Source organism: Micromonospora sp. RB23 (assembly GCF_053585025.1).
Genome location: NZ_CM132111.1, coordinates 5,570,900 through 5,596,631 on the forward strand (window position 1 = coordinate 5,570,900; position 25,732 = coordinate 5,596,631).

Genomic DNA, 25,732 nt, shown 5'->3' on the forward strand with positions numbered 1-25,732 from the left:
GGCGAGTGGCGAACGTCGGCGGCGGCCCGGTCGTCCCGGGCCGCCGCCGTGCCGCGCGTCAGCGACTGTCCGAGCCGTCGGTCTCCACGGCAGCCCGCCCCGCTTCCAGGCGCGCCACCGGCACCCGGAACGGCGAGCAGGAGACGTAGTCCAGGCCGACGGAGTGGAAGAAGTGCACCGAGTCGGGGTCGCCGCCGTGCTCGCCGCACACGCCGAGCTTCAGCCCGGGGCGGGCGGCCCGGCCCTCCTCGGCGGCGATCCGCACCAGCCTGCCGACACCGTCGCGGTCGATCGACTCGAACGGCGAGATGCCGAAGATGCCCAGCTCCAGGTACCGCCAGAAGAACGCGCCCTCGACGTCGTCGCGGGAGAAGCCCCAGCCCATCTGCGTCAGGTCGTTGGTGCCGAACGAGAAGAACTCGGCGGCCTCGGCGATCTGGCCGGCGGTCAGCGCCGCCCGGGGCACCTCGATCATCGTGCCGATCAGCACCTCGACGCCGCTGTCCCCGACCACCTCGGCAATGATCTTTTCGGCCTCGGCGCGTACCGTCTCCAACTCCTGCACGGCCCCGACCAGCGGCACCATGATCTCCGGGCGGGCGACGCCGCCGGCGCGGACGACCGCGACGGCCGCCTCCGCGATGGCCCGCACCTGCATCGCGAAGAGGCCCGGGATGACCAGGCCGAGGCGGACGCCCCGCAGCCCGAGCATCGGGTTCTCCTCGTGCATCCGGCGGACGGCGGCCAGCAGCGCCTCCTCCTTGGCCACGTCCTCGCCGCGCTCCTGGGCGACCGCCACGTTCACGGCGAGCTGCTCCAGCGGGGGCAGGAACTCGTGCAGCGGCGGGTCGATGAGCCGGACGGTGACGGGCAGCCCGTCCATCTCCCGGAAGATCTCCTCGAAGTCGGCCCGCTGCAACGGCAGCAGCGCCGCCAGCGCCTCGTCGCGCTCGCCCTCGGCCCGGGCGAGAATCAGCCGCTCCACCAGCTCCCGCCGGTCGCCGAGGAACATGTGCTCGGTGCGGCACAGGCCGATCCCCTCGGCGCCGAAGCGCCGGGCACGGGCCGCGTCCGCGCCGGTGTCGGCGTTCGTGCGGACCGCCAGCCGCCGCTGTGCGTCGGCGTGCGTCATGATCCGGTGTACGGCCCGGACCAGCGGGTTGTCGACGTGTTCGGCGTCGAGGCTGCCCTCGAAGTACTGCACGACCTCGGACGGCATGACCGGCACCTCACCCAGGTACACCTTGCCGGTGGTGCCGTCGATGGAGACGACGTCGCCCTCGGTGACGGTGTGCCCGGCCACGGTGAACCGCTTCGCCGGCACGTTGACGTCGATCTCGTCCGCGCCGGAGACGCAGGTCTTGCCCATGCCCCGGGCCACCACGGCGGCGTGACTGGTCTTGCCGCCGCGCGAGGTGAGGATGCCCTTCGCGGCGATCATGCCGTTCAGGTCGTCCGGGTTGGTCTCGCGGCGGACCAGGATCACCGACTCACCCTCGGCGGCCAGCTCGACGGCCCGGGCGGAGGTGAAGACCACCTTGCCGGACGCCGCGCCGGGCGACGCGCCGATGCCCGTGGCGACCGCCTCGAACTCGTGGTCGAGCTGGAAGCGGGGGAACATGAGCTGGGCGAGCTGCGCGCCGTTGACCCGGTGCAACGCCTCGTCCTCGTCAATCAGACCCTCGTCGACGAGCTGCCCGGCGATGACGAACGCGGCGGCGGCCGTCCGCTTGCCCACCCGGGTCTGCAACATCCACAGCTTGCCGCGCTCGATGGTGAACTCGATGTCGCACAGATCCCGGTAGTGCTCCTCCAACCGGGCCATGATGGACAGCAGCTCGTCGTAGGAGGCCTTGTCCAGCCGCTCCAGGTCCTGCAACGGCACGGTGTTGCGGATACCGGCGACCACGTCCTCACCCTGGGCGTTGGCCAGATAGTCGCCGTAGATGCCCTGCGCGCCACTGCCCGGGTCGCGGGTGAAGGCGACCCCGGTGCCGGAGTCGGGGCCGAGGTTGCCGAAGACCATGGTCACCACGTTGACGGCGGTGCCGAGGTCGGCCGGGATGCGTTCCTGACGACGGTAGAGGACCGCGCGCTCGGCGTTCCACGACTCGAAGACCGCACGGATCGCCAGGTCGAGCTGCTCACGCGGCTGCTGCGGGAACTCCCGGCCGGTGTGCTTGGCAAAGATCTTCTTGTACGCGTCGACGAGCCCTCGCAGGTCATCCGCGTCCAGGTCCAGGTCGTTGTGCGTACCCTTGGCGCTCTTGACCTCGTCGAGGGCGTGCTCGAACTCCTCGCCCGGCACCTCGCAGACGGTCTTGCCGAACATCTGGATCAGCCGGCGGTACGAGTCCCAGGCGAAGCGGTCGTTCTGGCCTGCCTGCGCGGCGAGTCCCACCACGCTCTGGTCGTTGAGGCCGACGTTGAGGACCGTCTCCATCATGCCGGGCATGGAGAACTTCGCGCCGGAACGGACGGACACCAACAGCGGGTCCTGCGGGTCGCCGAGGCGCTTGCCCATTTCGCGCTCCAGCGCCTGAAGGTGCGCCTCGATCTGACCAGCGAGGCCGTCCGGCTCCCGCCCGGTCGCGAGGTACGCCTGGCACGCCTCGGTGGTGATGGTGAAGCCGGGCGGCACGGGCAGGCCGAGGTTGGTCATCTCGGCGAGGTTCGCGCCCTTGCCTCCGAGCAGGTCCTTGAGGTCCTTGTTGCCCTCGGAGAAGTCGTAGACGTACTTGTGATCGTCGGTCTCTTGCGCTGCCACCAGAGCCTCCCACGCGCGCCGGATTGACACTTAACGAAGGTTCAGGGCGAAGGTTAAGCGAAGATCGGGTGGCCTGGGACCGTTCGGTGACAATAGGCACAGCCATCACGACTATCCGCGTTCGTACCGGTTTTTGGGAACGCTTCCACGAGCACGATCACGCAATTTCTCCGGTCCTCGTATTGTTGACGACACTGGTTCTGCCGAAGCTCGCTTTTGCCATATCCGACGCGAAATAACCCCTTCCGGAGCCGTCGTCGTGTCCTCCCTCCCGCTGTCCTCCCCCGCCCCCGACCCGACCGCCGCCGCCGACCCGGTCGCGCTGCCCGCGCAGCACCAGCCGGAGGCCGGTGACCTGGCCGCGCTCGCCGCGCGGACGGCCGGTGACGACCTGCTCGCCCCGCCGGTACGCCTCGACGACGTCGTGCCCGCGCCGGAACGGGCCGAGGCGGACCCGGGGGTGACGTTCGTGCTCGACGGGGACACCGCCATCCGGGTCACCGCTCACCCGGGCGCCCGGGAGGTGGCCGACCACCTGGCCGAGCTGCTCCGCCCGGCGACCGGGTTCCCCCTGCCCGTCGCCGACACCCTCGCGGCCGACCCGGCCGGCACCCTGACGCTCACCCTGGCCGGTACGACGACACCGCCGCTCCCCACCGCCGACCCCGAGCGCACCGACCTGGGCGCGGAGGGCTACCGGCTCGACGTGAGCGCCACCGAGGTACGCGTCGTGGCCGACACCGCCGCCGGTCTGTTCTACGGCGTCCAGACGCTCCGGCAACTACTCCCGGCAGCCGTCGAGAGCCCGACCCCGGTGGCCGTCCGCTGGGCGCTGCCCGGCGGCACGATCCTGGACCGCCCGCGCTTTCCGTACCGGGGCGCGATGCTCGACGTGGCACGGCACTTCTTCGCCGTCGAGGACGTCGTGCGGGTGATCGACCACCTGGCCCGCTACAAGCTCAACCACCTGCACCTGCACCTCACCGACGACCAGGGTTGGCGCATCGCCGTCGACTCCTGGCCGAGGCTGGCGACCGTCGGCGGGGCGAGCGAGGTCGGCGGCGGCCCCGGCGGGCACTACACCAAGGACGACTACCGGCGGATCGTCTCGTACGCGTCCTCCCGGCACGTCACCGTCGTCCCGGAGATCGACCTGCCCGGTCACACGAACGCGGCGCTCGTCGCGTACCCGCGCCTCGCGCCGGACAAGGTAGCGCCCGCGCCGTACACCGGCACCGAGGTCGGCTTCAGCTACGTCGACCCGGCCGACGAGCAGACGTACGACTTCATCGCCGACGTGCTCGGCGAGGTCGCCACCCTCACCCCGGGACCCTGGCTGCACATCGGCGGCGACGAGGCGTTCAAGGTCAAGGGTGCGGTCTACACCGGTTTCGTGGAGAGGGCGCAGCGGCTCGTCGCCGACACCGGCAAGACCGTGGTGGGCTGGCACCAGCTCGCGCCGGCCGCGCACAGCGACGGACGGGTCCTGCAATGGTGGGGTACGGACGCCGACGACCCCACCACCGCCGACGCGGTCCGTCGGGGAGCCCGGCTGATCGTCTCCCCCGGCAACCACGCCTACCTGGACATGAAGTACGCCGAGGACACCCCGATCGGGCACGACTGGGCCGGCCTCATCGACGTGCGCCGCGCGTACGACTGGGATCCGGGCACACACGTCACCGGCGTGCCCGCCACGGCCGTGCTGGGTGTCGAGGCCCCGCTGTGGACCGAGTCGGTCACCTCGCTGGCCGACATCGAGTTCCTGCTGCTCCCCCGGCTCCCCGCCATCGCGGAACTGGGCTGGTCGCCCCGTACGACGCACGACTGGGCAGGCTTCCGGAACCGTCTGGCCGGGCACGGCACACGCTGGTCCACCGCCGGGATCACCTTCCACCGCAGCCCCGAGATTCCCTGGCCGGACCTTCCGACCATCCCGGGCCAGCGCCCCGCCGCGAAGGCGGACACCGCCGACCGCTGAAAGCTCGGCGGATGATCGACTCGGGATCGCCGATGTCAAGGTGTCCCGCACACCCAGATACCCCGACACCAGTGACGTCGAGTCGATCACGCCCCAACCGACGTCGAATACCCCGCATCTCCTGCGAGGGGACGCCCGGTCGCGCGAATGATCCACTCCAGGTCGCCGATGTGGGGGTGTCCCTTCGGCCCGATGCCCCCAGATCGGCGATCCCGTGATGATCACGCCGGTAGCGAAGCGCACGACGTCACGGCTGCGAGGTTCGTCCGGGTTTCGGGCTGTGGTCGGTGACACCGTGCCGGCGGAATCGGCGGCCGGGCGGGGTCGTTATACCTGGCACGCCGCCGCGACCCCGGGTCACCGAGCGGCCCCCGGGAACACCCGCCCGGCCGGCGTCGTTACACCCCCCGCACGGCCGAGCAGCACCCGGCCGGCCCCCGGTCCGCGGCGGGAATGACCCGCCAGCCCGGACCGTTGCACCACCCCCCGCGCAGACCCCCTCGTCGGGTCGCCGGAACCGATCCCCCTTACACGGACTTTCCCGCCCGGCACGCCCCCCGTGTGCCGTGTGCATATCCCCCGAATGAAGCAGAGGAGCACGCCATCATGCGTACCGATCTGATTCGCAAGACCGCCCTGACCGCTGCCGGCCTCGCCTTCACCGGCGGCGCCATCGCCGGCCCCGTCACCACCGCGTTCGCCGCGCAGAGCACCGCCAAGCCCGTGTCGCAGACCCAGAACGACCGCAAGGGCCACGGTGAGCGGCAGCTGGGCGTGCGCTACGAAGCCCAGCCCAACTTCTACTACTGCGGCCCCGCCGCCGCCCGCAACGCCCTGAGCGTGCAGGGCAAGAACATCAGCGTCGACGCCATGGCCAAGGAGATGGGCACCACCGAAGCCGGCACCAACTCCATCAACGACATCACCCCGGTCCTGAACAAGGAAACCGGCAAGACCGACGCCTACCACTCGGTCGAGATCAGCAAGCCCGACGCCGACACCAAGCAGACCGACACGCTGCGCGCCGACATCGTCAAGACCGTCGACAACGGCCGCGCCGTGGTCGCCAACATCGCCGGCACCAGCACCGACACCGACGGCAACACCCACTCCTTCGAGGGCGGGCACTACATCAGCGTCGTGGGCTACCGCGACAACGGCAACGTGGTACGGATCGCCGACTCCGCCGACCCGAACACCGCCGCCTACGACATCACCGTCGAACACCTCGCCGACTGGATCGCCACCCGCGGCTACGCCACCAGCTGACCCGCAACCCGCACCACCGACAAGGGCCGGACCCCACACGGGTCCGGCCCTTGTCGCATGCCCAGGTCACGTCGCATCACGTCACGTCACGTCGCCCAGCGACCCAGCGGCCCAGCGGCCCAGCGGCCCAGCGGCCCAGCGGCCCAGCGGCCCAGCGGCCCAGCGGCCCAGCGGCCCAGCGGCCCAGCGGCCAAGATCCTCACAACATCGCCGAAGTTGCTGCCTCAGACGCGCGGGAAACAGCAACATCGGTGAAGTTGCGCGGATCTTGGCGACCAGCGGTCGGGCGAGGGTCCGTTGGTGGTGTCACAGGTCCTTTGGAGCTGATGTCGTAGACGAATCAACGTCCGCCCGGCCGGGGCCAGGCGGGACAAGCCCGACCGAGGCAGGACCAAGCGCGACCCAAGCACGACCCAAGCACGACCCGGCGCGACCCAAGCACGACCCGGCGCGACCCAAGCGCGACCCCAGCGCGACCGAGGCGCGACCGAGGCGGCGACCTTGGAAAACATGCCCGAGGCCGGTGCTCCACCCCCGCCATCGCCAGAGTCGGCGCGAGCGGCATCGGCCAGGCAACGGTGGGCTACCCCGTGCCGTCTCCGGCCGAGCGGCGTCAGCCGCCGGAGTCGTCCATCTCGGCGCCCTCGGGGACGGTGTCGTCGTCGCGGCCGGCCAGCCAGCCGTCCGGCAGGGCGACCTTGCCCGGCGAGTTGGTACGGCCGCGCGGCTGACCCAGTGCGGTGGCCGGGAACGGCTCCGCCGGGTCGAGCTTGCCGAGCAGGTCGTCGAGCTGGGCCAGGCTCTCGATCATCGCCAGCGACCGGCGCAGTTCGCCGCCGACCGGGAAGCCCTTCAGGTACCAGGCGACGTGCTTGCGGAAGTCGGTGCAACCGTCCCGTTCACCGCGGGCCGGGTTGCGGGCGCCGGCCACGAACTGGTCGACGAGCAGCTCGGCGTGCCGGCGCATGGTCACCGCCACCTCGCCGAGGGTGGGGAGCCGTCGCTCCGGCCGACCGTTGAAGGCGGCCTCCAGGTCGGCGAAGAGCCACGGCCGGCCCAGGCAACCGCGACCGACGACGACGCCGTCGACGCCGGTGTGGGCGACCATCCGCAGCGCGTCGTCGGCCTCCCAGATGTCGCCGTTGCCGAGCACCGGCACGTCAAGGGCCTGCTTCAAGGTGGCGATAGCGTCCCAGTCGGCGGTGCCCGAGTACCGCTGCGCGGCCGTACGCCCGTGCAGGGCCACCGCGGCGACGCCGGCCTCCTGGGCGGCGAGCCCCGCCTCGACGTACGTCAGGTGGTCGTCGTCGATGCCCTTGCGCATCTTGACGGTGACCGGCACGCCGGAGGGTGCCGCGGCATCCACCGCGGCCTTCACCAGGCGCGCGAAGAGCCGGCGCCGCCACGGCAGCGCCGCGCCGCCGCCCCGCCGCGTGACCTTGGGTACGGGGCAGCCGAAGTTGAGGTCGATGTGGTCGGCCAGGTTCCGCTCGACGACGATCCGCACGGCGGCGGCGGTGATCTCCGGATCGGTGCCGTAGAGCTGGAGGCTTCGTGGCTGCTCGTCGTCGCCGAACGCGATCATGCGCAGCGTCTTCGGGTTCCGCTCGACGAGCGCCCGGGTCGTGATCATCTCGCAGACGTAGATGCCGCCGCCCTGCTCCCGGCAGAGCCGACGGAAGCCGACGTTCGTGATCCCGGCCATCGGGGCGAGCACCACCGGCGGTGACACCTGGTACGGCCCGAGGGTCAACGGGCGCAGCGCGGGCACGGTCGAGGCGGTCACCGCACAAGTGTACGGGGCCCCGACCGGCGCTTTCCGCGTCGGCCGGGGCCCCGTGCCCGGTGTCTCAGCAGCCGGGGAGGCGCTCGATGAGGTACCGCTCGACCTGGTCGAGGGAGACGCGCTCCTGCCCCATGGTGTCCCGGTTCCGGACGGTCACGGCGTTGTCGTCCAGGGTGTCGAAGTCGACGGTCACACAGAACGGGGTGCCGATCTCGTCCTGCCGACGGTAGCGGCGGCCGATCGCCTGGGAGTCGTCGAACTCCACCACCCACCGCTTGCGCAGCAGCGCGGCGAGGTCCTTCGCCTTGGGCGACAGCGCCTCGTTGCGCGACAGCGGCAGCACCGCCACCTTGACCGGGGCCAGTCGCGGGTCGAACCGCATGACCGTGCGCTTGTCCACGCCGCCCTTGGTGTTCGGCGCCTCGTCCTCGTCGTACGCCTCCAGCAGGAAGGCGAGCACCGCGCGGGTCAGACCCGCGGCCGGCTCGATGACGTACGGCATCCAGCGCTCGCCCTTGGTCTGGTCGAAGTACGACAGGTCGACGCCGGAGTGCTTGCTGTGCGTGGAGAGGTCGAAGTCGGTGCGGTTGGCGACGCCCTCCAGCTCGGCGAACTCGGTCCCGCCGAACTGGAACCGGTACTCGATGTCGACGGTGCGCTTCGAGTAGTGCGACAGCTTCTCGGCAGGGTGCTCGTACAGGCGCAGGTTGTCCGCCGAGAGACCGAGGTCGAGGTACCAGTTCCAGCGCTCCTGGAGCCAGTACTCGTGCCACTGCTCGTCGGTGCCCGGCTCGACGAAGAACTCCATCTCCATCTGCTCGAACTCGCGGGTCCGGAAGATGAAGTTACCCGGGGTGATCTCGTTGCGGAACGACTTGCCGGTCTGCGCGATGCCGAACGGCGGCTTCTTGCGGGCGACCGTCTCGACGTTCTTGTAGTTGACGAAGATGCCCTGCGCGGTCTCCGGGCGCAGGTAGTGCATCCCTTCGTCGCTCTCCACCGGGCCCAGGTACGTCTTCATGAGGCCGTTGAACATCTTCGGCTCGGTGAAGGTGCCCTTGTTGCCGCAGTTGGGGCAGTTGACCTCGGCGAGCGAGGTGGGCGCGTGGCCGTGCTTGGCCTCGTACGCCTCCTCGATGTGGTCCGCCCGGAACCGCTTGTGGCAGAACTGGCACTCGGTGAGCGGGTCGACGAACTCGGCGATGTGGCCGGACGCCTCCCACACCTTGCGGGCCAGAATCACGGCGGAGTCGAGACCGACGACGTCGTCGCGCTGCTGGACCATGGTCTTCCACCACTGCCGGCGGACGTTCTCCTTCAGCTCCACGCCGAGCGGACCGTAGTCCCACGCCGACCGGGTGCCTCCGTAGATCTCACTGGAGGGGAAGACGAAGCCTCGGCGCTTGGCGAGGCTGACGACGGCGTCGATACGGTCGGCTGGCATGTTTCCTCCTACGCCGGCTGGCGGTCGGCGGGGGCGAGATGTGGATGGATCGGTCGGTTCGGGACAACGGTACGACCACTGCCGCCCCGAGCCCAGCAGAATACCGGGGGCGGGTCAGCTCACCCCGCAGACCTCCATGCCACCGGTCTGACCGTCCTGGCCGAGGCTGACCTGCTGGCGCTCCCGATCGCCGCCGTCGAGGGTCACGTCCACCGGGACGGTCAGGCTGGTGGTGTCCACCTCACCCACCCGGAACGCGGTGACCTGCGGCTCGGCGGCTGCCCGCCGCTCGAACTCGGGGCGGGACTCGCGCCGCTGCGCGTCGTCGCAGAGCTGGTCGTACGCCCGGCCGTAGTTGCGCTCGACGAGCGCCTGGTAGTAGTCGCCGGTGACCGTGCGGCCCTGCTCGCGTACCGCCTGCACGCCGCTCACGGCCAGGCCCACGATGGCCGTCCCCCCTCCGCCGCAGCAGAGCAGCACGGCAAGGGCGCCGACGCCGAGGCCGATCCAGAGCCGGGTCCGGCGCCCCTCGGTGGGAGGCGCGGCGAAGGGCGGAGCCACACCGGGACCGGGCGGCGGGGCGGGTGCGGTCATAGGAGCAGGGTAGTGCCCGAGGGCTCAGCGGTAAGGACCTGCAGCCCGATCACTCTCGGCGACCACCACGGCTCCGCCCGGGGCGGCGCTGGCCAGCGCCTCGTACGCGGACGGCTCGTCCACCGACTCGGCGAGCAGCGGCACCGCGCTGACCTTGACCTCGAACGCGCCCAGCGCCCGCCGGTAGGTGCCGACCGACTCCCATTCGGTGACCAGTGACCAGTACCGGGGGTCGTCCAGGGCCCGGACCAGTTGGCCGCGCAGGTAGCCGGGGCAGGCGGCCAGCGCGGTGAGGGCGGCGTGCGCCCGTTCGGTGAAGCCGTCGGCGACATCGACGTCGACCACGAACCGGTTGGTCACCAGCACCGGGGGTTCCTCCTCGTAGAGTCTGTGGGATGCAGCGTACGCAGCGCCCTCTGCTGGCCCGGTTGGCCGGGGCGAACCCGACGTCGGTGTTCCTGCTCACCCTGGTGGTGGTGCTGGTGGCGTTCTTCACGCCGGGCGTGGTCGGCGGCCTGCTGACGCTGGCCCTCGCCGCCGCCCTGATCGCCCTGTTGGCGACCACGTGGTCGGTTCAGGCGCCGCAGACGAGGGTGGTCCGGCTGCTGATGCTGACCCTGCTGGTGACGGTGGGCCTGGCAAAGCTGCTCTGACATGCAAGCATGCGTTTTTGACAATCATTGTCGTTACCACGGACAGTTGGCGACATGAGCAACCGCACCACGTCCCGCGTCCTGGCCGCAGCCGCGACCGCCCTGCTTGCCCTGGGCGCCGCCGCCGGCTGCTCCAGCGGCGGCCCGGCCGGCGCCGATCCCCAACGGGTCGACGTGGTGGCCGCCTTCTACCCACTCCAGTTCGTCGCCGAGCGCGTCGGCGGCGACGCCGTCCGCGTGACCAACCTGGCCAAGCCCGGCGCCGAGCCGCACGACCTGGAGCTGAGCCCACGCCAGGTCGGTGAGATCACCGAGGCCGAGCTGATCGTCTACCTCAAGGGCTTCCAGCCCGCGGTGGACGAGGCGATCGCGCAGGACGACGACGCGCCCGTGTTCGACGTGGCCGGCGTGCAGCCACTGATGGACGCGAGCTTCGGCGGCCACAACCACGAGGGCGAGGAGGAGGACGAGAAGGGGCACGGGCACGCCAAGGACCCGCACGTCTGGCTCGACCCGATCCGGCTCGCCGGCATCGGCGACAAGCTCGCCCAACAGCTCGGCGCCGTCGACGAGAAGCACGCCGCCGACTACACCGCCCGCGCCGCCGCCCTGCGCGCCGACCTGACCACCCTCGACGGCGAGTTCGCCAAGGGGCTTGCCACCTGCCAGCGACGCGAGATCGTGACCAGCCACACCGCGTTCGGCTACCTGGCCGACCGCTACCACCTCGACCAGGTCGGCATCACCGGGCTCAGCCCCGACGTCGAGCCCTCGCCACAGCGACTCGCCCAGGTCATCGAGGAGGCGAAGGAGCACCAGGCGACCACCATCTTCTTCGAGGCGCTGGTGAGCCCGAAGGTCGCCGAGACCATCGCCGGCCAGGTCGGCGCGAAGACCGCGGTGCTCGATCCGATCGAAGGACTCGCAGCGGGCAGCGACGCCGACTACTTTTCGGTGATGCGTACCAACCTGCAGACCCTCCGGACGGCGTTGAGCTGCTCGTGAGCACCCCCGTCATCACCGTCGAGCACGGCGCCGTCGGCTACGAGGGCCGCCCCGTGCTGCGGGACGTCTCGCTCACCGTGACCGCCGGCGAGGTGGTCGCGGTGCTCGGCGCCAACGGCTCCGGCAAGTCCACGCTGATCCGCACGATCCTCGGCCTGGTGCCGCTCAGCGCCGGCTCGATCACCCTCTTCGACCGACCGTTGCGGCAGTTCCGCCAGTGGCAGCGCATCGGGTACGTCCCGCAGCGCCTCGGCGCCGGGTCGGGCGTGCCCGCCACCGTCCGCGAGGTGGTGGCCTCCGGCCGGCTGGCCCGCCGGGGCATCCTGCGCCCGCCCGGCGCCGCCGACCGGGCCGCCGTCGACGCGGCGCTGCGGGCGGTCGGGCTCGCCGACCGGGCCACCGACCCGGTGTCCACGCTGTCCGGCGGTCAGCAGCAGCGCACCCTGATCGCCCGCGCGCTGGCCGGTAAGCCGGAGCTGCTGGTCCTCGACGAACCCACCGCCGGGGTGGACGCCGCCAGCCAGGAGGCGTTCGCGGGCGCGTTGCGCGACTTCGTCGCCGACGGCGGGACGGTGCTGCTGGTGGCCCACGAGCTGGGCCCGCTGCGACCGGTGATCAGCCGCGCGGTCGTCGTCCACCAGGGCGGCATCTGCCACGACGGCGCGGTTCCGGACCCGGCCGGCCACCACGCCGAGCCCGACCACGACCACGTGCACCCGCACGGTCCCGACGAGCCCGCCGGGCTGTGGAGCAACTGACCATGGAACTCTTCCAGTACCCCTACATGCAGCGTGCCCTGATCGGCGCGCTGGTGATCGGCCTGGCCGCCCCGGCGCTCGGCATCTACCTGGTGCAGCGCCGACTGACGCTGATCGGCGACGGCATCGGGCACGTGGCGTTGACAGGTGTCGGCGCCGGCCTGCTCCTGAACCGCTCTCCCGTGCTGGTGGCGGTGATCGTCGCCACCGCCGGCGCGATCGCCATCGAGCTGGTCCGCGCCCGTGGGCGTACCTCCGGAGATCTGGCCCTGGCCCTGCTCTTCTACGGCGGCATCGCCGGTGGCGTCCTGCTGGTCGGCCTCTCGGACGCGACAAGCGCCAACCTCAACGCCTACCTGTTCGGATCGCTGCTCTCCACCTCAGCCGACGACCTGATCACCGTCGGCGTGCTCGGCGCGGCGATCCTGGTCACCATGATCGCCCTGCGGCCGGCGCTCTTCGCGATCAGCCACGACGAGGAGTACGCCCGCGTCTCCGGCCTGCCGGTGCGCACGCTCAACCTGCTGATCGCGGTCACCACCGCGGTCACGGTGACCATCGCGATGCGGGCCGTCGGGGTGTTGCTGATCAGCGCGCTGATGGTGGTGCCGGTGGCTGCCGCCCAGCAGGTCACCCGGGGCTTCCGCAGCACGATGACCGCCGCCATGGCGCTCGGGTTCTTCGCCGCCGGCTCGGGTGTCTGGGTGGCCGCCAGCGCCGACACCCCGCCCGGGGCCTCGGTGGTGCTGCTGGCGATCGCCTCCTTCCTGGTGGTGGCCATCGCCGGGGCGATCTGGCGTTCGCTGCGCCGCCGCACCGCGCCGGCGCCGGTCCCGGCGGCGGAGCCGCACGAGGTCGTCCTGGACTAGGCCTAGCCACGCCGGATCGGCGGATGACGGTGGTATTGGTTACCGTTACAAGATGACCAGCACAACGGGCTACGAGGGTTTCGACGGAGCCAGCGAACTGCTCCGAGCCCTGTCCGCGCCGATCCGGCTGGCCATCGTCAGCGAACTCGCCGACGGCGAGCGGTGCGTGCACGAGCTGGTGGAAAAGCTGGGCGCCGCGCAACCGCTGGTCTCCCAGCACCTGCGGGTGCTGCGCGGAGCGGGCGTGGTGCGGGGCTCCCGTCGGGGCCGGGAGATCGCGTACAGCCTTGTCGACGAGCACGTCGCGCACATCGTGGCGGACGCGGTCAGTCACGCGGGGGAGGGATCATGAGCGAGAGCGGCGCCGCCGTCCGCAACACCCGGCAGCGCTCGGCGGTGAGCGCGCTGCTGGGCGAGATGGAGGGCTTCCACAGCGCCCAGGACCTGCACGCGATGCTCCGACAGCGCGGCGAGCGGGTCGGCCTGACCACCGTCTACCGCACCCTCCAGGGCCTCGCCGACGCGGGCGAGATCGACGTGATGCGCCCGCCCGGTGGCGAACACCTCTACCGCCGGTGCAGCGAGGGGCACCACCACCACCTGGTCTGCCGGGCCTGTGGGCGGACGGTCGAGGTCGCCGGCCCGGCGGTGGAGAGCTGGGCCGACCGGGTCGCCGCCGAGCACGGGTACGCCGACGTCAGCCACACGCTGGAGATCTTCGGCACCTGCCCGACGTGTGTCCGCTGATGGGTCTCCGGTTCACGCCGGTCCATCCGGCGGGCAGTGACACGACGCTGCGCGACTGGCAGCACATCCACAACTCGATCATCCCGACCGCGCCCCTGTCGGCCGACGAGATCGCCGCCCGCGCCCAGCGTCACATCCTCGAGGTCGCGTACGCCGACGGGATGGCGGTGGGCTGTTCGACCGTACGACCCCCGGCACCCGATGCCGCGACCGTGATCGCACGGGTACTACCCGGGAGTCGTCGACACGGCTACGGGGAGCAGATCTACCAGCGTGGCCTGGCCCGGGCCCGTGAGCTGGGCGCGCAGAGCATCGAGACCGTCGTCCTGGCGTCCAACGACGAGGGCCTGCGGTTCGCCCGCCAGCACGGCTTCGTCGAGATCGACCGGTACGTTCTGCCAGGCGACACCATCGCCTTCGTGGACCTGCGGCTCGCCTGAGCGGGGCGTTGGCTCCAGCACCCCCGTCCGGACCGAATCGGCGGGTGCCGGGCCGCAGTCGTTCGTGGCACGCTGTCCGGCGTGAAGATCTACGCCGATCGGTTTCCGACCGCCGTCCGTCAGTTGCTCACCGACCTGCTCGTCGTCATCTGGGTGTACGTCGCGATCCGCGCCGCCCTCTGGCTGCACGACCTGGTGCAGAAGCTCGCCGTACCCGGGCAGAAGCTGGAAGGCGCGGGCGGTGGCCTCGCCGACAACCTCGCCGACGCCGGCGGCAAGGTACGTCGGGTGCCGCTGGTCGGTGACGAGCTGACCGCGCCCTTCCAGCGCGCCGCCGACGCCGCCCGCGGGCTCGCCGACGCCGGCCGGGAGCAGCAGCACCTCGTCGACCAGCTCGCCCTCGCCCTCACCGTCGCGGTGCTGATCTTCCCGCTCGGCCTGGTGCTCTTCGGCTGGCTGCCGCTGCGGCTGCGCTGGATGCGTCGCGCCGGCTCGGCCGCGAAGCTCGCCGCCGGCCCGGCCGGACGGGACCTGCTCGCGCTCCGGGCGCTGGCAACCCAACCACTGGGCCGCCTCACCCGGATCGCGCCCGACGTCGCCGAAGCCTGGCGACGCGGCGACGACGACACCGTCAACGCCCTGGCCGCCCTGGAACTACGCCACCTCGGCCTCCGCCAAAAATCCCGCTAACCCCCACCCCACCCCACCCCACTCCCGCCCGAGCCCTCACCCCGCGCCACCGGGCCCGCACCTCTCTCACTCGCTCGCCCTCGCGTACGGCCGTCCCCGCCCCGCCCCACCCCCGCCCACGCCCCGCCCACGCCCCACCCCGCCCACGCCACGCCCACGCCCCGCCCCACCCACGCCCCGCGCCGCCCACGCCCCGCCCCGCCCCACCTCGCCTCACCTCACCTCGCCTCGCCTCGCCCGTCGATCATGGAGTTGTGGTGGGTGACAAAGCATCGCCAATCCCCCATAACGGGCACCACAACTCCATGATCGACGAGGTGGGGCGGCGACCACCCCCGCGATCTTGCACTTACTGTGGTGACGTAAGGGGCATACCGTCCTGAAGCGACGACTGAAGGTGCAAGATCGACGCGGATATGGGGCGTGAGGACGCGGGGTGCGGGGCGGCGACTCGGGGGTGCGGGCCGCGGCCGTTAAGGTCTTCGGGTGTTCTACTTCCTCGTCGTCATCGCCGTGCTGCTGCTCGGCTACGCCGCCGTCCTGGTCTCCTTCGTCCGCCGGGGCAAGAGGATCCCGCCTGCCGCGTACCTCGCCCTGGCCGCGCTCAACGGTCTGATCCTGGCGGGAGTGCTGGCCTGGGCGGTCGCCCGCTGACGTGCCCCGCCCCGCCCCGCCCCGCCCCGCCCCGCCCCGCCCCAAGATCGTGCTCGAACCAGGAAGTAGTGGCGTCGGGGTCGTAGGTAGGCCACTGGATCCAGGATCGAGCGCGATCTTGCGCCGCGACCACCCCCGCCAACGCAGCGACCACCCCCGCCAACGCAGTGATCGCCCCAGCCTGCGTCGCGACCGGCCCGACACCGTCGCGACCGGCCGACACCGTCGCGACCGGCCCGACGACGCCGTGACCGGTCGCGACCGGGCCCGACACCGCCACGACCCGTCGCGACCGGCCCGACAACGCAACCGGCCACGGCCGGTGTGGCGGTTACGGCTTCGGGGGGATGCGGCGGCGGACGTCCTCGGCGGTGGACGGGCCGGGCGTCCAGCGGGCCACCCAGGGCAGCTCGGCGGGCGGGGTGACGACGCCGTCCTCCAGGCTGGCGTAGCGGCCCGCGAGGATCCGCTTGGCGGCGGCCGCGTCGACCGAGTCGGTGTTGTCCCAGAGTGCGGCGAACAGGGCGTCCACTCGGACGCGGGCCTGCCGGCAGAACAGGTCGGCCAGCTCGACGTTCTCCGGGCGGGCGTCACGCTCGGCGGACGCCCGGACGCAGACGGCGGACATCGCGAACAGCTCCGCGCCGATGTCCACGATGCGCCCCAGGAACGCCTGCTTGCGCTCCATCTTTCCCTGCCAGCGGGACATCGCGTAGAACGTCGAGCGGGCCAGCTTGCGCGAGGAGCGTTCCACCTGGCGCAGGTGGCCGGCGAGGGGGCCGAACTCGGCGTACGCCGAAGGGCTCTGGCCCTTGCCGACCGTGAGGGTCGGCAGCCACCGCGCGTAGAACGCTCCCGCCCGGGCGCCGGCGCGGGCCTTGCGGCCGAGCCCCGCCTCCGGGTCGATGATGTCGCCGGCGACCGACAGGTGGGCGTCGACGGCCTCCCGGGCGATCAGCAGGTGCATGATCTCGGTGGAGCCCTCGAAGATCCGGTTGATGCGCAGGTCGCGGAGCACCTGCTCGACGTTGGCCGGGCGTTCGCCGCGGGCGGCCAGCGAGTCGGCGGTCTCGTAGCCGCGTCCGCCCCGGATCTGGACCAGCTCGTCGGCGATCTTCCAGGCCATCTCGCTGGCGTAGAGCTTGACCAGCGCCGCCTCGATGCGGATGTCGTTGCGGTCGTCGTCGGCGAGCAGGCAGCACAGGTCGAGCATGGTCTCCATGCCGTACGTGGTCGCGGCGATGAAGGAAAGCTTCTGGGCGACAGCCTCGTGCTCGCCCACCGGCCGGCCCCACTGGACGCGGTCGGCGGCCCATCCCCGGGCCACGTTCAGCGCCCACTTGCCGGCGCCCACGCACATGGCCGGGAGCGAGAGCCGGCCGGTGTTGAGGGTGGTCAGGGCGATCTTGAGCCCCTTGCCCTCGCCGCCGATGACGTTCTCGGCGGGTACGAACACGTCGTGGAAGCGGGTCAGACTGTTTTCCAGGCCGCGCAGGCCGACGAACTCGTTGCGTCGCTCCACGGTGATGCCGGCGCTGTCGCCGTCCACCACGAAGGCGGTGATGCCGCCGCGTCGCCCCTCGGCGGCGGGCACCCGGGCCATCACCACCAGCAGGGTGGCCACGGTGCCGTTGGTGGCCCAGAGCTTCACCCCGTTGAGGCGGTAACCGGTGCCGTCCTCGGTGGGCTCGGCGGTCGTGGCGAGGCGGGCCGGGTCGGAGCCGACGTCGGGTTCGGTGAGCAGGAAGGCGGAGACCTCGCCTGCGGCGAGTCGGGGCAGGAAGCGCTGCTTCTGCTCGGCGGTGCCGAACATCTTCAGCGGTTGCGGCACCCCGATCGACTGGTGGGCCGAGAGCAGCGCCCCGATCGCCGGGCTGACCGAGCCGGCCAGCATCAGGGCCCGGCAGTAGTGCAGGTTGCTCAACCCGAGGCCGCCGTACTTCCGGTCGATCTTCATACCGAACGCGCCGAGGTCGGCAAGGCCGTGGAAGACGGAGTCCGGGATGGAGGCGTCCCGCTCGATGGCGCCGCCGTCCACCTCGGACGTGACGAAGGCGCGGAGCCGGCCGAGGAAGTCCTCGGCGCGGGCCGCGTCGTCCGGGTTGGCGCGCGGCCAGGGGTCGATGAGGTCGAGCCGGAACCGGCCGAGGAACAGCTCCTTGCCGAAGCTGGGACGGTCCCAGGTGGACTCGCGGGCGGCCTCGGCGACCCTGCGGGCCTCCTTCTCGGAGACCTGCCCGGCCTCGGCGGCCAGCGGCGCGGCGGACCCGGCAGTCCCACCAACGGACGACCCGGCAAGGCCACCAGCGGCGGACCCGGCAGTCCCACCAACGGACGACCCGGCAAGGCCACCAGCGGCGGACCCGGCATTGCTGCCAGCGGACGACGCGGCGGACCCGGCGGCGGCTTCGGAGTCGGGGCCGTCCGGTGCCGGTCGGCCATCCTGTGTCGTGGTCACGGCTGCCCCCTCGAAACTCGGTGCGGCTGCTCGACGTGCGCGACTAACGCCACGCTACCCCCGGTTGTTACCCAGGGGTAGCGTGGCGCGAACATCGAGGGCGATCAGCCGACGCTTAGAGTTTCCGGGTCGTCGTCCTCGTCGTCGATGTCGTCGTCACCCCAGTTGCGCCGGGCGAACGGCAGGATCACCCAGAAGACGAGGAACCAGATCCCGGCAAGCGCGCTCAGCACGAAGGCGATCGGCCGGTCCAGTACGAAGTCGGTGATCAGCAGCACCGCGCTGACCATCGCGATCAGCATGAAGCCGAGGCCGCCGGTCGCCATCCGGTGCGCGAACCGCACCAGTTCCGGCTTGCGCCCTTGGCGGAACAGCGCCCGGTGGAACGCCACCGGCGAAATGATCATCGCGGTGGCGGCGGCCGCGGCGAGCAGGGCGACGATGTAGACGTCGCGCTGGAACTCGCTGGTCCGGGTGAACCCGTTGCTGAACGGCAGGGTGAGCAGGAAGGCGAAGAGGATCTGCACGCCGGTCTGGGCGACCCGCAACTCCTGGAGCAGGTCAGCGAAATTGCGCTGCCACCGTTGCTTCTCGGTCTCCTTGGACACGCGCTACCTCCGGTCAGACGGTACTGCCGGCGGTCCCGGCCGCCGGCAGCAACGCCAATGCCCCACCCGAGCGGGCGCGAAACAAGCTCACGACATGTCCCGGCCACCCGCCGGACACCCGCCGGACATCGCGAGGTCGATCGACCGGCCCGGCTCAGGACCCGCGACGGATGCGGCCCGCGTACCGGGCCTCCAGCGCGTTGTTGTGCGCGTCCCCGTCCGGGATGTTCGCCGACAGGTACACCGGGGGCCGCTCCCCCGCCGCGAGCAGCCGCGCCACCACCTCCACGGTGATCTGCTGGGCCAGCAGCGCGGCCGTGATCGAGGAGACCGCGCCGACCGCGCCCCCGCCGGGCAGCGGCAGGGTCGCGTCGCCGTACGGCGCGCCGTTGTCGAGCACCACGTCGGCGAGGTCGGCCAACTTGCGCCCGGACGGGTGGCGGGAGGTCATCCGGCCGGAGTGCTGTGCGGAGGTGATCGCCACCAGCTTGTGACCGTGCTCCTTGACCAGCGTGGCGAACTCGACCATCGCGCCGTTGACCCCGGAGTTCGAGGCGAGCACGAAGACGTCGGCGGGCCGTACGGGGGCCAACTCGTAGAGCCGGTGGGCCACCGCCGGGTCCCGTTCCAGCAGCGGCCCCAGCAGGTCGGCCGGCTCGCCGCCGAGCAGCACGAGGTCCCGCAGGGCGATCCGGTTGGTGGGCACCAGCCCGCCGGCCCGGCCGGCGATCTCCATGGCGAGGGCCTCCGAGTGTCCGGTGCCGAAGGCGTGCACCACCCCGTCGGCGCGTACCGCGTCGGCGATCAGGTCGGCGGCCCGGCCCACAGCGTCGGCCTGGCTGGCGGCGACCCGGGACATCGTCTCGGTCACCACCCTCAGGTAGTCATCGGCGCTCACCGTCATATGTCCTCCGTCCGTCTGTTGCGGGCGAACCACTGCACCGCGAAGTCGACCGCCGCCCGCTGGCGTGCCAACGTCGCCGTCCCGGCGCCCACCGGACCGACGCGGACCGCCCCGGTGGCGTCGAAGTCCCGGCCCAGCGCGCCGAAGTCGCTCTCGTCGAGCCGGACGTCCTGCCACCACACCCACTCCCGGCCGCCGTCGGCGGTCCGCACCGCCGCGCCCAGTCGCTCGCGAACGGGGGCGGGACGGCGGTACTCGGCCAGGTGCAGCGAGGTGTCGACGCGGTGGTCGACCCCGAGCAGCAGCACGTCGGCGTCCAGGTCGTAGAGCCGGGCCAGCGGTGAGACCTCGCCGAGCATGTCGGCCAGAGCGTGCCCGGCGACCACCCGCTCGGCGGCCGGGCCGAGCGCCGCGAACGACACGTGCGGGTGCGTGCTGCGCAGCGCCCCGGGCCAGCAGCGGACCGTCTCGGCGAAGACGCCCATGTAGCGGCTCGGCGTGACCGCCGGGTCGAAGCCGGGCATCTCCGCGCGGATCAGCGGCCACCAGTCCACCGGCACCGGTGGGTTCCGCCACTGCGCGGGGTCGCTGTTGTCGGGGGTGTGGGTGGGCACCACGATCGTGCCGTCCGGGCCGAGCGCGTCACGCAGGGCGAGCACCAGCGCCTGCGGCCCGCCGCAGACGTAGCCCAACGCGCGCATCGCGGCGTGCACGAGCACGGTCGATCCGGGGCGTACGCCCAGCAGCCGGAACTGCGCGGCGATCGACCGACGGGTGCCGGGTCCACCGATGGCGGCCGGCACGGCTCAGGCCGTCCCGGCGACCCGCGCCAGGACCGCCTCGGCCAGCGCGGTGGGCGCGGCGTCCGGGATCCAGTGGCTCACCCCGGCCAGGGGTACGAGGCGATAGTCGCCGGTCACGTGGGCGGCGCACGCCTCGGCGGCGGTCCGGCCGATCGCGACGTCCCGGTCGCTCCACACGTAGGTGGTCGGTACGGCGACCGGGCCGACGGCGGCCAGGTCGGCGCGGGACATGGCCCGGTACCAGTTCAGGGCTGCGGTGAGCGCGCCCGGCTCGCGCATCGGCTCGGCGTAGCGGTTCACCCGGGCGGCGTCGCCCACCCCGCCCAGCAGCTTGCGCAGCGCCGTCGCGTGCCACGCCAACAGCACCTTCTCGGCCTTGCCCGGCTTGCGGAACAGGGCGATGTACGAGGAGCGGGCCTTCTGCTGGCCGTCCGTGGTGAGCGCGTGTGCCATGGCCGCCGGATGCGGCACCGACACCGCGGTCAGCGTACGGACCCGCTGCGGGTGCGCGGCGGCCACCGCCCAGGCCACGACCGCGCCCCAGTCGTGGCCGACGAGGTGCGCGGCCTCCAGATCGAGCGCGTCGAGCACCGCCACGACGTCGGCGACCAGCTCGGGGATGCGGTATTGCGGCACCTCGGCGGGGCGCGCGCCCGGCGAGTAGCCCCGCTGGTCCAGCGCGTACGTGCGCAGGCCGGCGGCGTGCAGCGGCGGCACGACGTCGTCCCACTCGCCGCTGTGCTGCGGAAACCCGTGCAGCAGCAGGACGGGGACGCCGTCGGACGGGCCGCCGGTGCGTACCTCGAACGTCAGACCCCGCGCGTCGACCTGCATGATCGTCAGCCTACCCAGCCGCGGTCGCGCCGGCCCGGACGCGCGGACGCCGGGACGCCCTGCTGGGCCGTTACCCCTGGTCGGTGCTAGCGTCAGCGAGACAACTTCACATCCGACAGGGGAGCGCACAGCGCTGAGAGTGCGGGCACGCCCGCAGACCCTCGAACCTGATCTGGGTAATGCCAGCGCAGGGAGTTCGGTCGACCTCCAGCCGCGCCGTGAGTCCGGTGCCACCGGACGCGCGGCGTGCGTCTTCTCCTGGTTCGTTCCACTGAACTGGGAGCACAGCATGGACAACACCACCAACCGTTGGCGCACGATCGACATCGTGGTGGCCTCGGTGATCGCGGTCGCCTTCGGCGTCATCTTCTGGGCCTGGGGCCTGGTGTGGAGCGCCACCGAGGGGGCGTTCGCCTTCTTCCCGCCGGCGCAGACGCTGATCTACGGCGTGTGGCTGATGCCGGCCGTGGTCGGCGGGCTGGTCATCCGCAAGCCCGGCGCGGCGCTCTACTGCGAGACGGTGGCGGCGGTCGTCTCCGCGCTGCTGGGCAGCCAGTGGGCCGGCACGGTCATCCCGCAGGGCATCGTGCAGGGCATCGGGGCCGAGCTGGCGTTCGCCGCCTTCCGCTACCGGTCGTACCGGCTGCCGACCGCCGTGCTGGCCGGCGCGCTGACCGGCCTCAGCGCGGCGCTGTTCGACTTCTTCGTCTGGAACAGCGAGACCGAGCTGGTCAACTACCGCATCCCGTACGCGCTGCTCACCATCGTCAGCGCCACGATCATCGCGGGCGTCGGCGGCTGGGCGCTCACCCGCGCCCTGGCGAACACCGGCGTCCTGGACCGTCTCCCGTCAGGCCGAACCCGCGCCCTGATCTGACGCTGTCCCGTCCGACCCTGCCTCGTTGATCAAGAGGTTCGCGTCACCGCGAGGCGGAATTCTGACGCGAACCTCTTGATCAACGACGACGGCGAACCGGGAGGAGGGGTTGTGGGGGTACTGCTGCGGGGTTTCGGGTGGCGGCACGCCGGGCGGCGGGCCTGGGCCCTGCGTGGAGTGGATCTCCGGGTGGAGGACGGGGAGCGGGTGCTGCTGCTCGGGCCTTCGGGGGCCGGCAAGAGCACCCTGCTCGCCGCCCTGGCCGGGCTGCTGCCGGAGGACTCCGGTGAGCAGGAGGGTACCGTCGAAATCGACGGGCTCGACCCCCGCAAGGGCCGGGAACGGGTCGGCATCGTCTTCCAGGACCCGCAGAGCCAGTTGGTCATGGCGCGCAGCGGCGACGACGTCGCGTTCGGGTTGGAGAACCGGGGCGTACCGACGGACGAGATCTGGCCGCGCGTCGACGCGGCGCTGCTGCGGGTCGGCTTCCCGTACCCCCGGGACCGCAACACGGCCGCCCTCTCCGGCGGCGAGCAGCAGCGCCTCGCCCTGGCCGGAGCGCTGGCGTTACGGCCCGGCCTGCTGCTGCTCGACGAGCCCACCGCCAACCTCGACCCGGACGGGGCCGCCCTGGTCCGCGGCGCGGTGGCGGGCGCGCTGGACGCCGACACCACCCTGATCCTCGTCGAACACCGGGTCGCCGAGGCCCTGCCGCTGGTCGAGCGGGTGGTCGTCCTGGAGCCCGGCGGCGGCGTCCGCGCGGACGGGTCACCCGACGCGGTCTTCGCCGCGCACGGCGACGCCCTCGCCGCCGAGGGCGTCTGGGTGCCCGGTCGCCCCATCGCGCCGCGCCGGGCCACCGCCGCCGCGGGGGCCGTGTTGCTCACCGCCGACCGGCTCGGCCTGCCACCGCGGCTGGGCCCCACCGATCTGACGGTACGCGCCGGAGAGGCCCTCGCCGTACGAGGACCGAACGGTGCCGGCAAGTCCACCCTGGCGCTGCTGCTCGGCGGACTGCTCAAACCGGGCACGGGTCGGGTCACCGCCTCGGTCGAGCTGGCCGACGCCCACCATCGCACTCCCCCGCACCGCTGGCGCGCGCCCGCGCTGGCCCGCCGCATCGGCTCGGTCTTCCAGGACCCGGAACACCAGTTCGTCACCGGCACCGTCTTCGACGAGTTGGCGCTCGGCCCACGCCGGACGGGTCAACCCGAGCCGGCCGTCAAGGAGACGGTGGCCGGGCTGCTGGAACGGCTCCGGCTGACCCGGCTCGCGGCGGCCAACCCGTACACCCTCTCCGGTGGGGAGGCGCGACGCCTCAGCGTGGCGACGGCCCTGGCCACCGCGCCCCGCCTGCTGATCTGCGACGAACCCACCTTCGGCCAGGACCGGCGGACCTGGGCCGAGCTGGTCGACCTGTTCGCCGAATTGCGCGACGCCGGGCACGGCGTCGTCAGCGTCACCCACGACGCGGACTTCGTCGCCGCGCTCGCCGACCGCACCGTCACGCTGGAGCGGTCGGCGAGCCGCAGCGCTGAACAGGAGCCACACCGATGATCAGCATCGAGCCGGTCGCCCGGCCCGGAGCGCCGCTGGCCCGCCGCAACCCGGTGGCGAAGCTCGCCGCCGCGCTGGTCTTCTCGTTCACCCTGCTGGCCACGCTCGACCCGGTGGCGCCCGCGATCGCCATCGCCGTCGAGCTGGCCGTGCTGCCACTGTTCGGCCTGCGCTACCGGGTGCTGGCCCGGCGGGCGCTGCCGCTGCTGCTCAGCGCCGTCGGCATCCTGGTCACCCTGGTGCTCTTCGCCGCCGACCAGTCCGGCCGCGTCCTGGTGGACGCCGGACCGGTGCTGGTGAGCACCGGTGTGCTGCTGACCGCGCTCGGCCTGGTGCTGCGGATCTTCGCGGTGGCCCTGCCCGGGGTGATCGTCTTCGCCACCACCGACCCGACCGACCTGGCGGACGCGTTGATCCAGAACACGAAGGCACCCGCCCGGTTCGCCGTCGGCGCGCTGGCCGCGTTCCGGCTCGTACCGCTGCTCGGCCAGGAATGGCAGATGATCAGCATGGCCCGCCGGGCACGCGGCGTCGACGCGGGACGCAACCCCGTGGCCAAGCTACGACTCTTCGCGTCCACGGCGTTCGCGCTGCTCGTCGGCGCGATCCGCCGAGGTACCCGGCTGGCCGTCGCCATGGACGCGCGCGGGTTCGACGCCGGCACACCCCGTACCGTGGCCCGCCGGCAGCGCTTCGGCCCCGCCGACACGCTGCTGGTCGTCGGTGCGGCCGCCCTGGCGGGCGCGGCCCTGACGACGAGCATCCTGGCCGGAACCTTCCGCCCCCTGCTCGGCTGACACCGCCGGGCAGCGTCACCTTGTGCCGGGCTGGCGGCGGCAAGATCCGCGCAACTTCGGGGATGTCGTGGCCTCGTCAGCGTGAGAGGCCACTACATCCCCGAAGTTGCTGTCATCGAGCGGCGCCCACGGGGCCGGACGGCTCGGTCAGCTACGCCGGAACGCGTAGCGGCGGGTCTGCCCCGCCGCCTGGCTGCGGCCGCCGGTCGAGCGGTTGCCCCCGCCCGTGGGCGGCCCGGCCGTCGGTGCCGACGGTCGGCTGGCCGGCAAGTGCAGATCCTCCACCGCCGGCGCGTCGACAGCCGCCGGCACATCGACAGGCAGCGCCACGTCGGTCGGGACCGCTCCGGGCCGGAGCGGCTCGACGGTCGCCGCCGGGTCGACCAGCGCCGCCCATGGCGCGGGCTCGATGGCCGACGCCGGGTCGACCAGGGCCGCCGGCAGCGCGGGCTCAACCAGCGCCGCCGGCAGCGCGGGCTCGACCCCGGCATCGGGGCCGGCCGGCAGGATCGGGCCGCGACCAGCCACCGGGCCGTGGTCGGCCGCCGGGCCCTGTCCGGGCGGGATCTTCTTCGGGGTACGGGACTTTCTCGGGTTACGCCTGGCGGGCATCCGGGCCTCCTTCGGTGCCGACCGTCCCGGCCGTTCCCGCGCTCCGGCGGTCGGTCGGATCGGCTGGTGACCGTCGTTGCGCGACGGTGCGAGTGGGAAGGGGTGCTCACCGGGGTTCGGGCAGGCTCGACGCCACCAACGACGCCGGGGAAGACGCGCGACGCCCGGGAGCGCACGGACCGCGACGCGGGGCGGCGGACCGGCTCGGAAGTGGGGCGTCAGTTACGCATGCCGAAACCCTAACCACCGCCCGGGAGGACGCGCATCCGAATTACTGGCACGATCGGCACATGCTGATCGCGTTCTCGATCACCCCACTGGGCGGCGGCGACTCGGTGGGCGACCTCGTCGCCGAGGCCGTCCGGGTGGTCCGCGAGTCCGGACTGCCGAACCGGACCGACGCCATGTTCACCACCGTCGAGGGCGAGTGGGACGAGGTGATGGCGGTGGTCAAGCGCGCGGTCGACGTGGTGGCCGCGCAGGCGCCCCGGGTGAGCGTCGTCCTCAAGGCCGACGTCCGGCCCGGGGTCACCGACGCGCTCACGGCGAAGGTGGCGCGTGTGGAGGAACGACTCGCCCAGGGGTGAGCGGCCGGTGCGACGACCGTGATCGGCGGGGTGGACGG

Annotated in this window: 26 protein-coding genes and 1 riboswitch; of the genes, 15 read left to right on the plus strand and 11 right to left on the minus strand. The window is 72.3% G+C overall.

Features of this window, described 5'->3' with window-relative positions; translation table 11 throughout:
- Window positions 1-58: 58 nt before the first annotated feature.
- Window positions 59-2,767 carry a pyruvate, phosphate dikinase gene (gene ppdK / locus ACTFTM_RS25240; protein WP_449562929.1) on the minus strand — a complete coding sequence of 903 codons (2,709 nt, stop codon included), beginning with the start codon at window positions 2,765-2,767 and terminating at the stop codon, window positions 59-61.
- Window positions 2,768-3,026: 259 nt separating this feature from the next.
- Here ppdK and ACTFTM_RS25245 point away from each other — a divergent pair, with 259 nt between their 5' ends.
- Window positions 3,027-4,748 carry a beta-N-acetylhexosaminidase gene (locus tag ACTFTM_RS25245; protein ID WP_449562930.1) on the plus strand — a complete coding sequence of 574 codons (1,722 nt, stop codon included), beginning with the start codon at window positions 3,027-3,029 and terminating at the stop codon, window positions 4,746-4,748.
- Between the two features lie 606 nt (window positions 4,749-5,354).
- A complete protein-coding gene (locus tag ACTFTM_RS25250) occupies window positions 5,355-6,017 on the plus strand; it encodes a C39 family peptidase (protein ID WP_449562931.1) in 663 nt (220 codons plus the stop codon).
- 613 nt (window positions 6,018-6,630) lie between these two features.
- Here the strand turns inward: ACTFTM_RS25250 and dusB are convergent.
- From dusB to ACTFTM_RS25270, 4 genes are all read right to left on the minus strand, one after another.
- On the minus strand, window positions 6,631-7,803 hold the full coding sequence (dusB, locus tag ACTFTM_RS25255) for a tRNA dihydrouridine synthase DusB (protein ID WP_449562932.1): 1,173 nt from the start codon (window positions 7,801-7,803) through the stop codon (window positions 6,631-6,633).
- Between the two features lie 64 nt (window positions 7,804-7,867).
- The gene (locus tag ACTFTM_RS25260; protein ID WP_234587283.1) at window positions 7,868-9,247 is read right to left on the minus strand and encodes a glycine--tRNA ligase; all 1,380 of its coding nucleotides are present in this window, start codon (window positions 9,245-9,247) and stop codon (window positions 7,868-7,870) included.
- A 114-nt stretch (window positions 9,248-9,361) separates the two neighbouring features.
- Window positions 9,362-9,841, minus strand: a complete 480-nt coding sequence (locus ACTFTM_RS25265; RefSeq protein ID WP_449562933.1) for a hypothetical protein — start codon at window positions 9,839-9,841, stop codon at window positions 9,362-9,364.
- Window positions 9,842-9,865: 24 nt separating this feature from the next.
- Window positions 9,866-10,207 (minus strand): antibiotic biosynthesis monooxygenase family protein, encoded by a 342-nt coding sequence (locus ACTFTM_RS25270; RefSeq protein ID WP_007463893.1) that lies wholly within the window; start codon window positions 10,205-10,207, stop codon window positions 9,866-9,868.
- 29 nt (window positions 10,208-10,236) lie between these two features.
- Here ACTFTM_RS25270 and ACTFTM_RS25275 point away from each other — a divergent pair, with 29 nt between their 5' ends.
- The 9 genes from ACTFTM_RS25275 (at window position 10,237) to ACTFTM_RS25315 (ending at window position 15,657) form a co-directional block, all read left to right on the plus strand.
- Window positions 10,237-10,494 carry a hypothetical protein gene (locus tag ACTFTM_RS25275; RefSeq protein ID WP_449562934.1) on the plus strand — a complete coding sequence of 86 codons (258 nt, stop codon included), beginning with the start codon at window positions 10,237-10,239 and terminating at the stop codon, window positions 10,492-10,494.
- Window positions 10,495-10,548: 54 nt separating this feature from the next.
- Entirely contained in the window at window positions 10,549-11,499 is a 951-nt protein-coding gene (locus ACTFTM_RS25280; RefSeq protein WP_449562935.1) for a metal ABC transporter substrate-binding protein, read from the plus strand.
- Window positions 11,496-12,257: a metal ABC transporter ATP-binding protein gene (locus ACTFTM_RS25285; protein WP_449562936.1), complete on the plus strand. Its 762-nt coding sequence runs from the start codon at window positions 11,496-11,498 to the stop codon at window positions 12,255-12,257. The genes ACTFTM_RS25280 and ACTFTM_RS25285 overlap by 4 nt, the downstream gene beginning before the upstream one ends.
- 2 nt (window positions 12,258-12,259) lie before the next feature.
- Window positions 12,260-13,126, plus strand: a complete 867-nt coding sequence (locus tag ACTFTM_RS25290; RefSeq protein ID WP_449566723.1) for a metal ABC transporter permease — start codon at window positions 12,260-12,262, stop codon at window positions 13,124-13,126.
- A gap of 52 nt (window positions 13,127-13,178) precedes the next feature.
- Window positions 13,179-13,478: an ArsR/SmtB family transcription factor gene (locus ACTFTM_RS25295; RefSeq protein WP_449562937.1), complete on the plus strand. Its 300-nt coding sequence runs from the start codon at window positions 13,179-13,181 to the stop codon at window positions 13,476-13,478.
- A complete protein-coding gene (locus ACTFTM_RS25300; protein ID WP_421472648.1) occupies window positions 13,475-13,873 on the plus strand; it encodes a Fur family transcriptional regulator in 399 nt (132 codons plus the stop codon). Before ACTFTM_RS25295 ends, ACTFTM_RS25300 begins: the two co-directional genes overlap by 4 nt.
- On the plus strand, window positions 13,873-14,313 hold the full coding sequence (locus tag ACTFTM_RS25305; RefSeq protein ID WP_449562938.1) for a GNAT family N-acetyltransferase: 441 nt from the start codon (window positions 13,873-13,875) through the stop codon (window positions 14,311-14,313). Before ACTFTM_RS25300 ends, ACTFTM_RS25305 begins: the two co-directional genes overlap by 1 nt.
- 81 nt (window positions 14,314-14,394) lie before the next feature.
- On the plus strand, window positions 14,395-15,003 hold the full coding sequence (locus ACTFTM_RS25310; protein WP_449562939.1) for a hypothetical protein: 609 nt from the start codon (window positions 14,395-14,397) through the stop codon (window positions 15,001-15,003).
- A 486-nt stretch (window positions 15,004-15,489) separates the two neighbouring features.
- Window positions 15,490-15,657 carry a hypothetical protein gene (locus ACTFTM_RS25315; RefSeq protein ID WP_449562940.1) on the plus strand — a complete coding sequence of 56 codons (168 nt, stop codon included), beginning with the start codon at window positions 15,490-15,492 and terminating at the stop codon, window positions 15,655-15,657.
- A 331-nt stretch (window positions 15,658-15,988) separates the two neighbouring features.
- On the opposite strand, the gene ACTFTM_RS25320 is transcribed toward ACTFTM_RS25315, so the two are convergent.
- The 5 genes from ACTFTM_RS25320 to ACTFTM_RS25340 form a co-directional block, all read right to left on the minus strand.
- The gene (locus ACTFTM_RS25320) at window positions 15,989-17,911 is read right to left on the minus strand and encodes an acyl-CoA dehydrogenase family protein (protein WP_449566724.1); all 1,923 of its coding nucleotides are present in this window, start codon (window positions 17,909-17,911) and stop codon (window positions 15,989-15,991) included.
- Window positions 17,912-18,219: 308 nt separating this feature from the next.
- The gene (locus ACTFTM_RS25325; RefSeq protein WP_421472653.1) at window positions 18,220-18,723 is read right to left on the minus strand and encodes a DUF6328 family protein; all 504 of its coding nucleotides are present in this window, start codon (window positions 18,721-18,723) and stop codon (window positions 18,220-18,222) included.
- A gap of 154 nt (window positions 18,724-18,877) precedes the next feature.
- On the minus strand, window positions 18,878-19,627 hold the full coding sequence (locus tag ACTFTM_RS25330; RefSeq protein ID WP_449562941.1) for a sugar isomerase domain-containing protein: 750 nt from the start codon (window positions 19,625-19,627) through the stop codon (window positions 18,878-18,880).
- On the minus strand, window positions 19,624-20,430 hold the full coding sequence (locus ACTFTM_RS25335; protein ID WP_449562942.1) for an aminoglycoside N(3)-acetyltransferase: 807 nt from the start codon (window positions 20,428-20,430) through the stop codon (window positions 19,624-19,626). The genes ACTFTM_RS25330 and ACTFTM_RS25335 overlap by 4 nt, the downstream gene beginning before the upstream one ends.
- Window positions 20,431-20,433: 3 nt before the next feature.
- The gene (locus ACTFTM_RS25340) at window positions 20,434-21,264 is read right to left on the minus strand and encodes an alpha/beta fold hydrolase (RefSeq protein WP_449562943.1); all 831 of its coding nucleotides are present in this window, start codon (window positions 21,262-21,264) and stop codon (window positions 20,434-20,436) included.
- Between the two features lie 107 nt (window positions 21,265-21,371).
- A riboswitch (TPP riboswitch) is annotated at window positions 21,372-21,476 on the plus strand.
- A 77-nt stretch (window positions 21,477-21,553) separates the two neighbouring features.
- Here ACTFTM_RS25340 and ACTFTM_RS25345 point away from each other — a divergent pair.
- From ACTFTM_RS25345 to ACTFTM_RS25355, 3 genes are all read left to right on the plus strand, one after another.
- Complete coding sequence (locus tag ACTFTM_RS25345; protein WP_449562944.1) at window positions 21,554-22,141, plus strand: ECF transporter S component; 588 nt, start codon at window positions 21,554-21,556, stop codon at window positions 22,139-22,141.
- Window positions 22,142-22,252: 111 nt separating this feature from the next.
- Window positions 22,253-23,698 (plus strand): ABC transporter ATP-binding protein, encoded by a 1,446-nt coding sequence (locus ACTFTM_RS25350; protein ID WP_449562945.1) that lies wholly within the window; start codon window positions 22,253-22,255, stop codon window positions 23,696-23,698.
- Entirely contained in the window at window positions 23,695-24,495 is an 801-nt protein-coding gene (locus tag ACTFTM_RS25355) for an energy-coupling factor transporter transmembrane component T family protein (protein ID WP_449562946.1), read from the plus strand. Before ACTFTM_RS25350 ends, ACTFTM_RS25355 begins: the two co-directional genes overlap by 4 nt.
- Before the next feature lie 147 nt (window positions 24,496-24,642).
- Here the strand turns inward: ACTFTM_RS25355 and ACTFTM_RS25360 are convergent, their stop codons facing one another.
- On the minus strand, window positions 24,643-25,107 hold the full coding sequence (locus ACTFTM_RS25360; protein ID WP_449562947.1) for a hypothetical protein: 465 nt from the start codon (window positions 25,105-25,107) through the stop codon (window positions 24,643-24,645).
- A 290-nt stretch (window positions 25,108-25,397) separates the two neighbouring features.
- On the opposite strand from ACTFTM_RS25360, the gene ACTFTM_RS25365 reads away from it, so the two are divergent.
- The gene (locus ACTFTM_RS25365) at window positions 25,398-25,694 is read left to right on the plus strand and encodes an MTH1187 family thiamine-binding protein (RefSeq protein ID WP_357133265.1); all 297 of its coding nucleotides are present in this window, start codon (window positions 25,398-25,400) and stop codon (window positions 25,692-25,694) included.
- Window positions 25,695-25,732 lie beyond the last annotated feature (38 nt).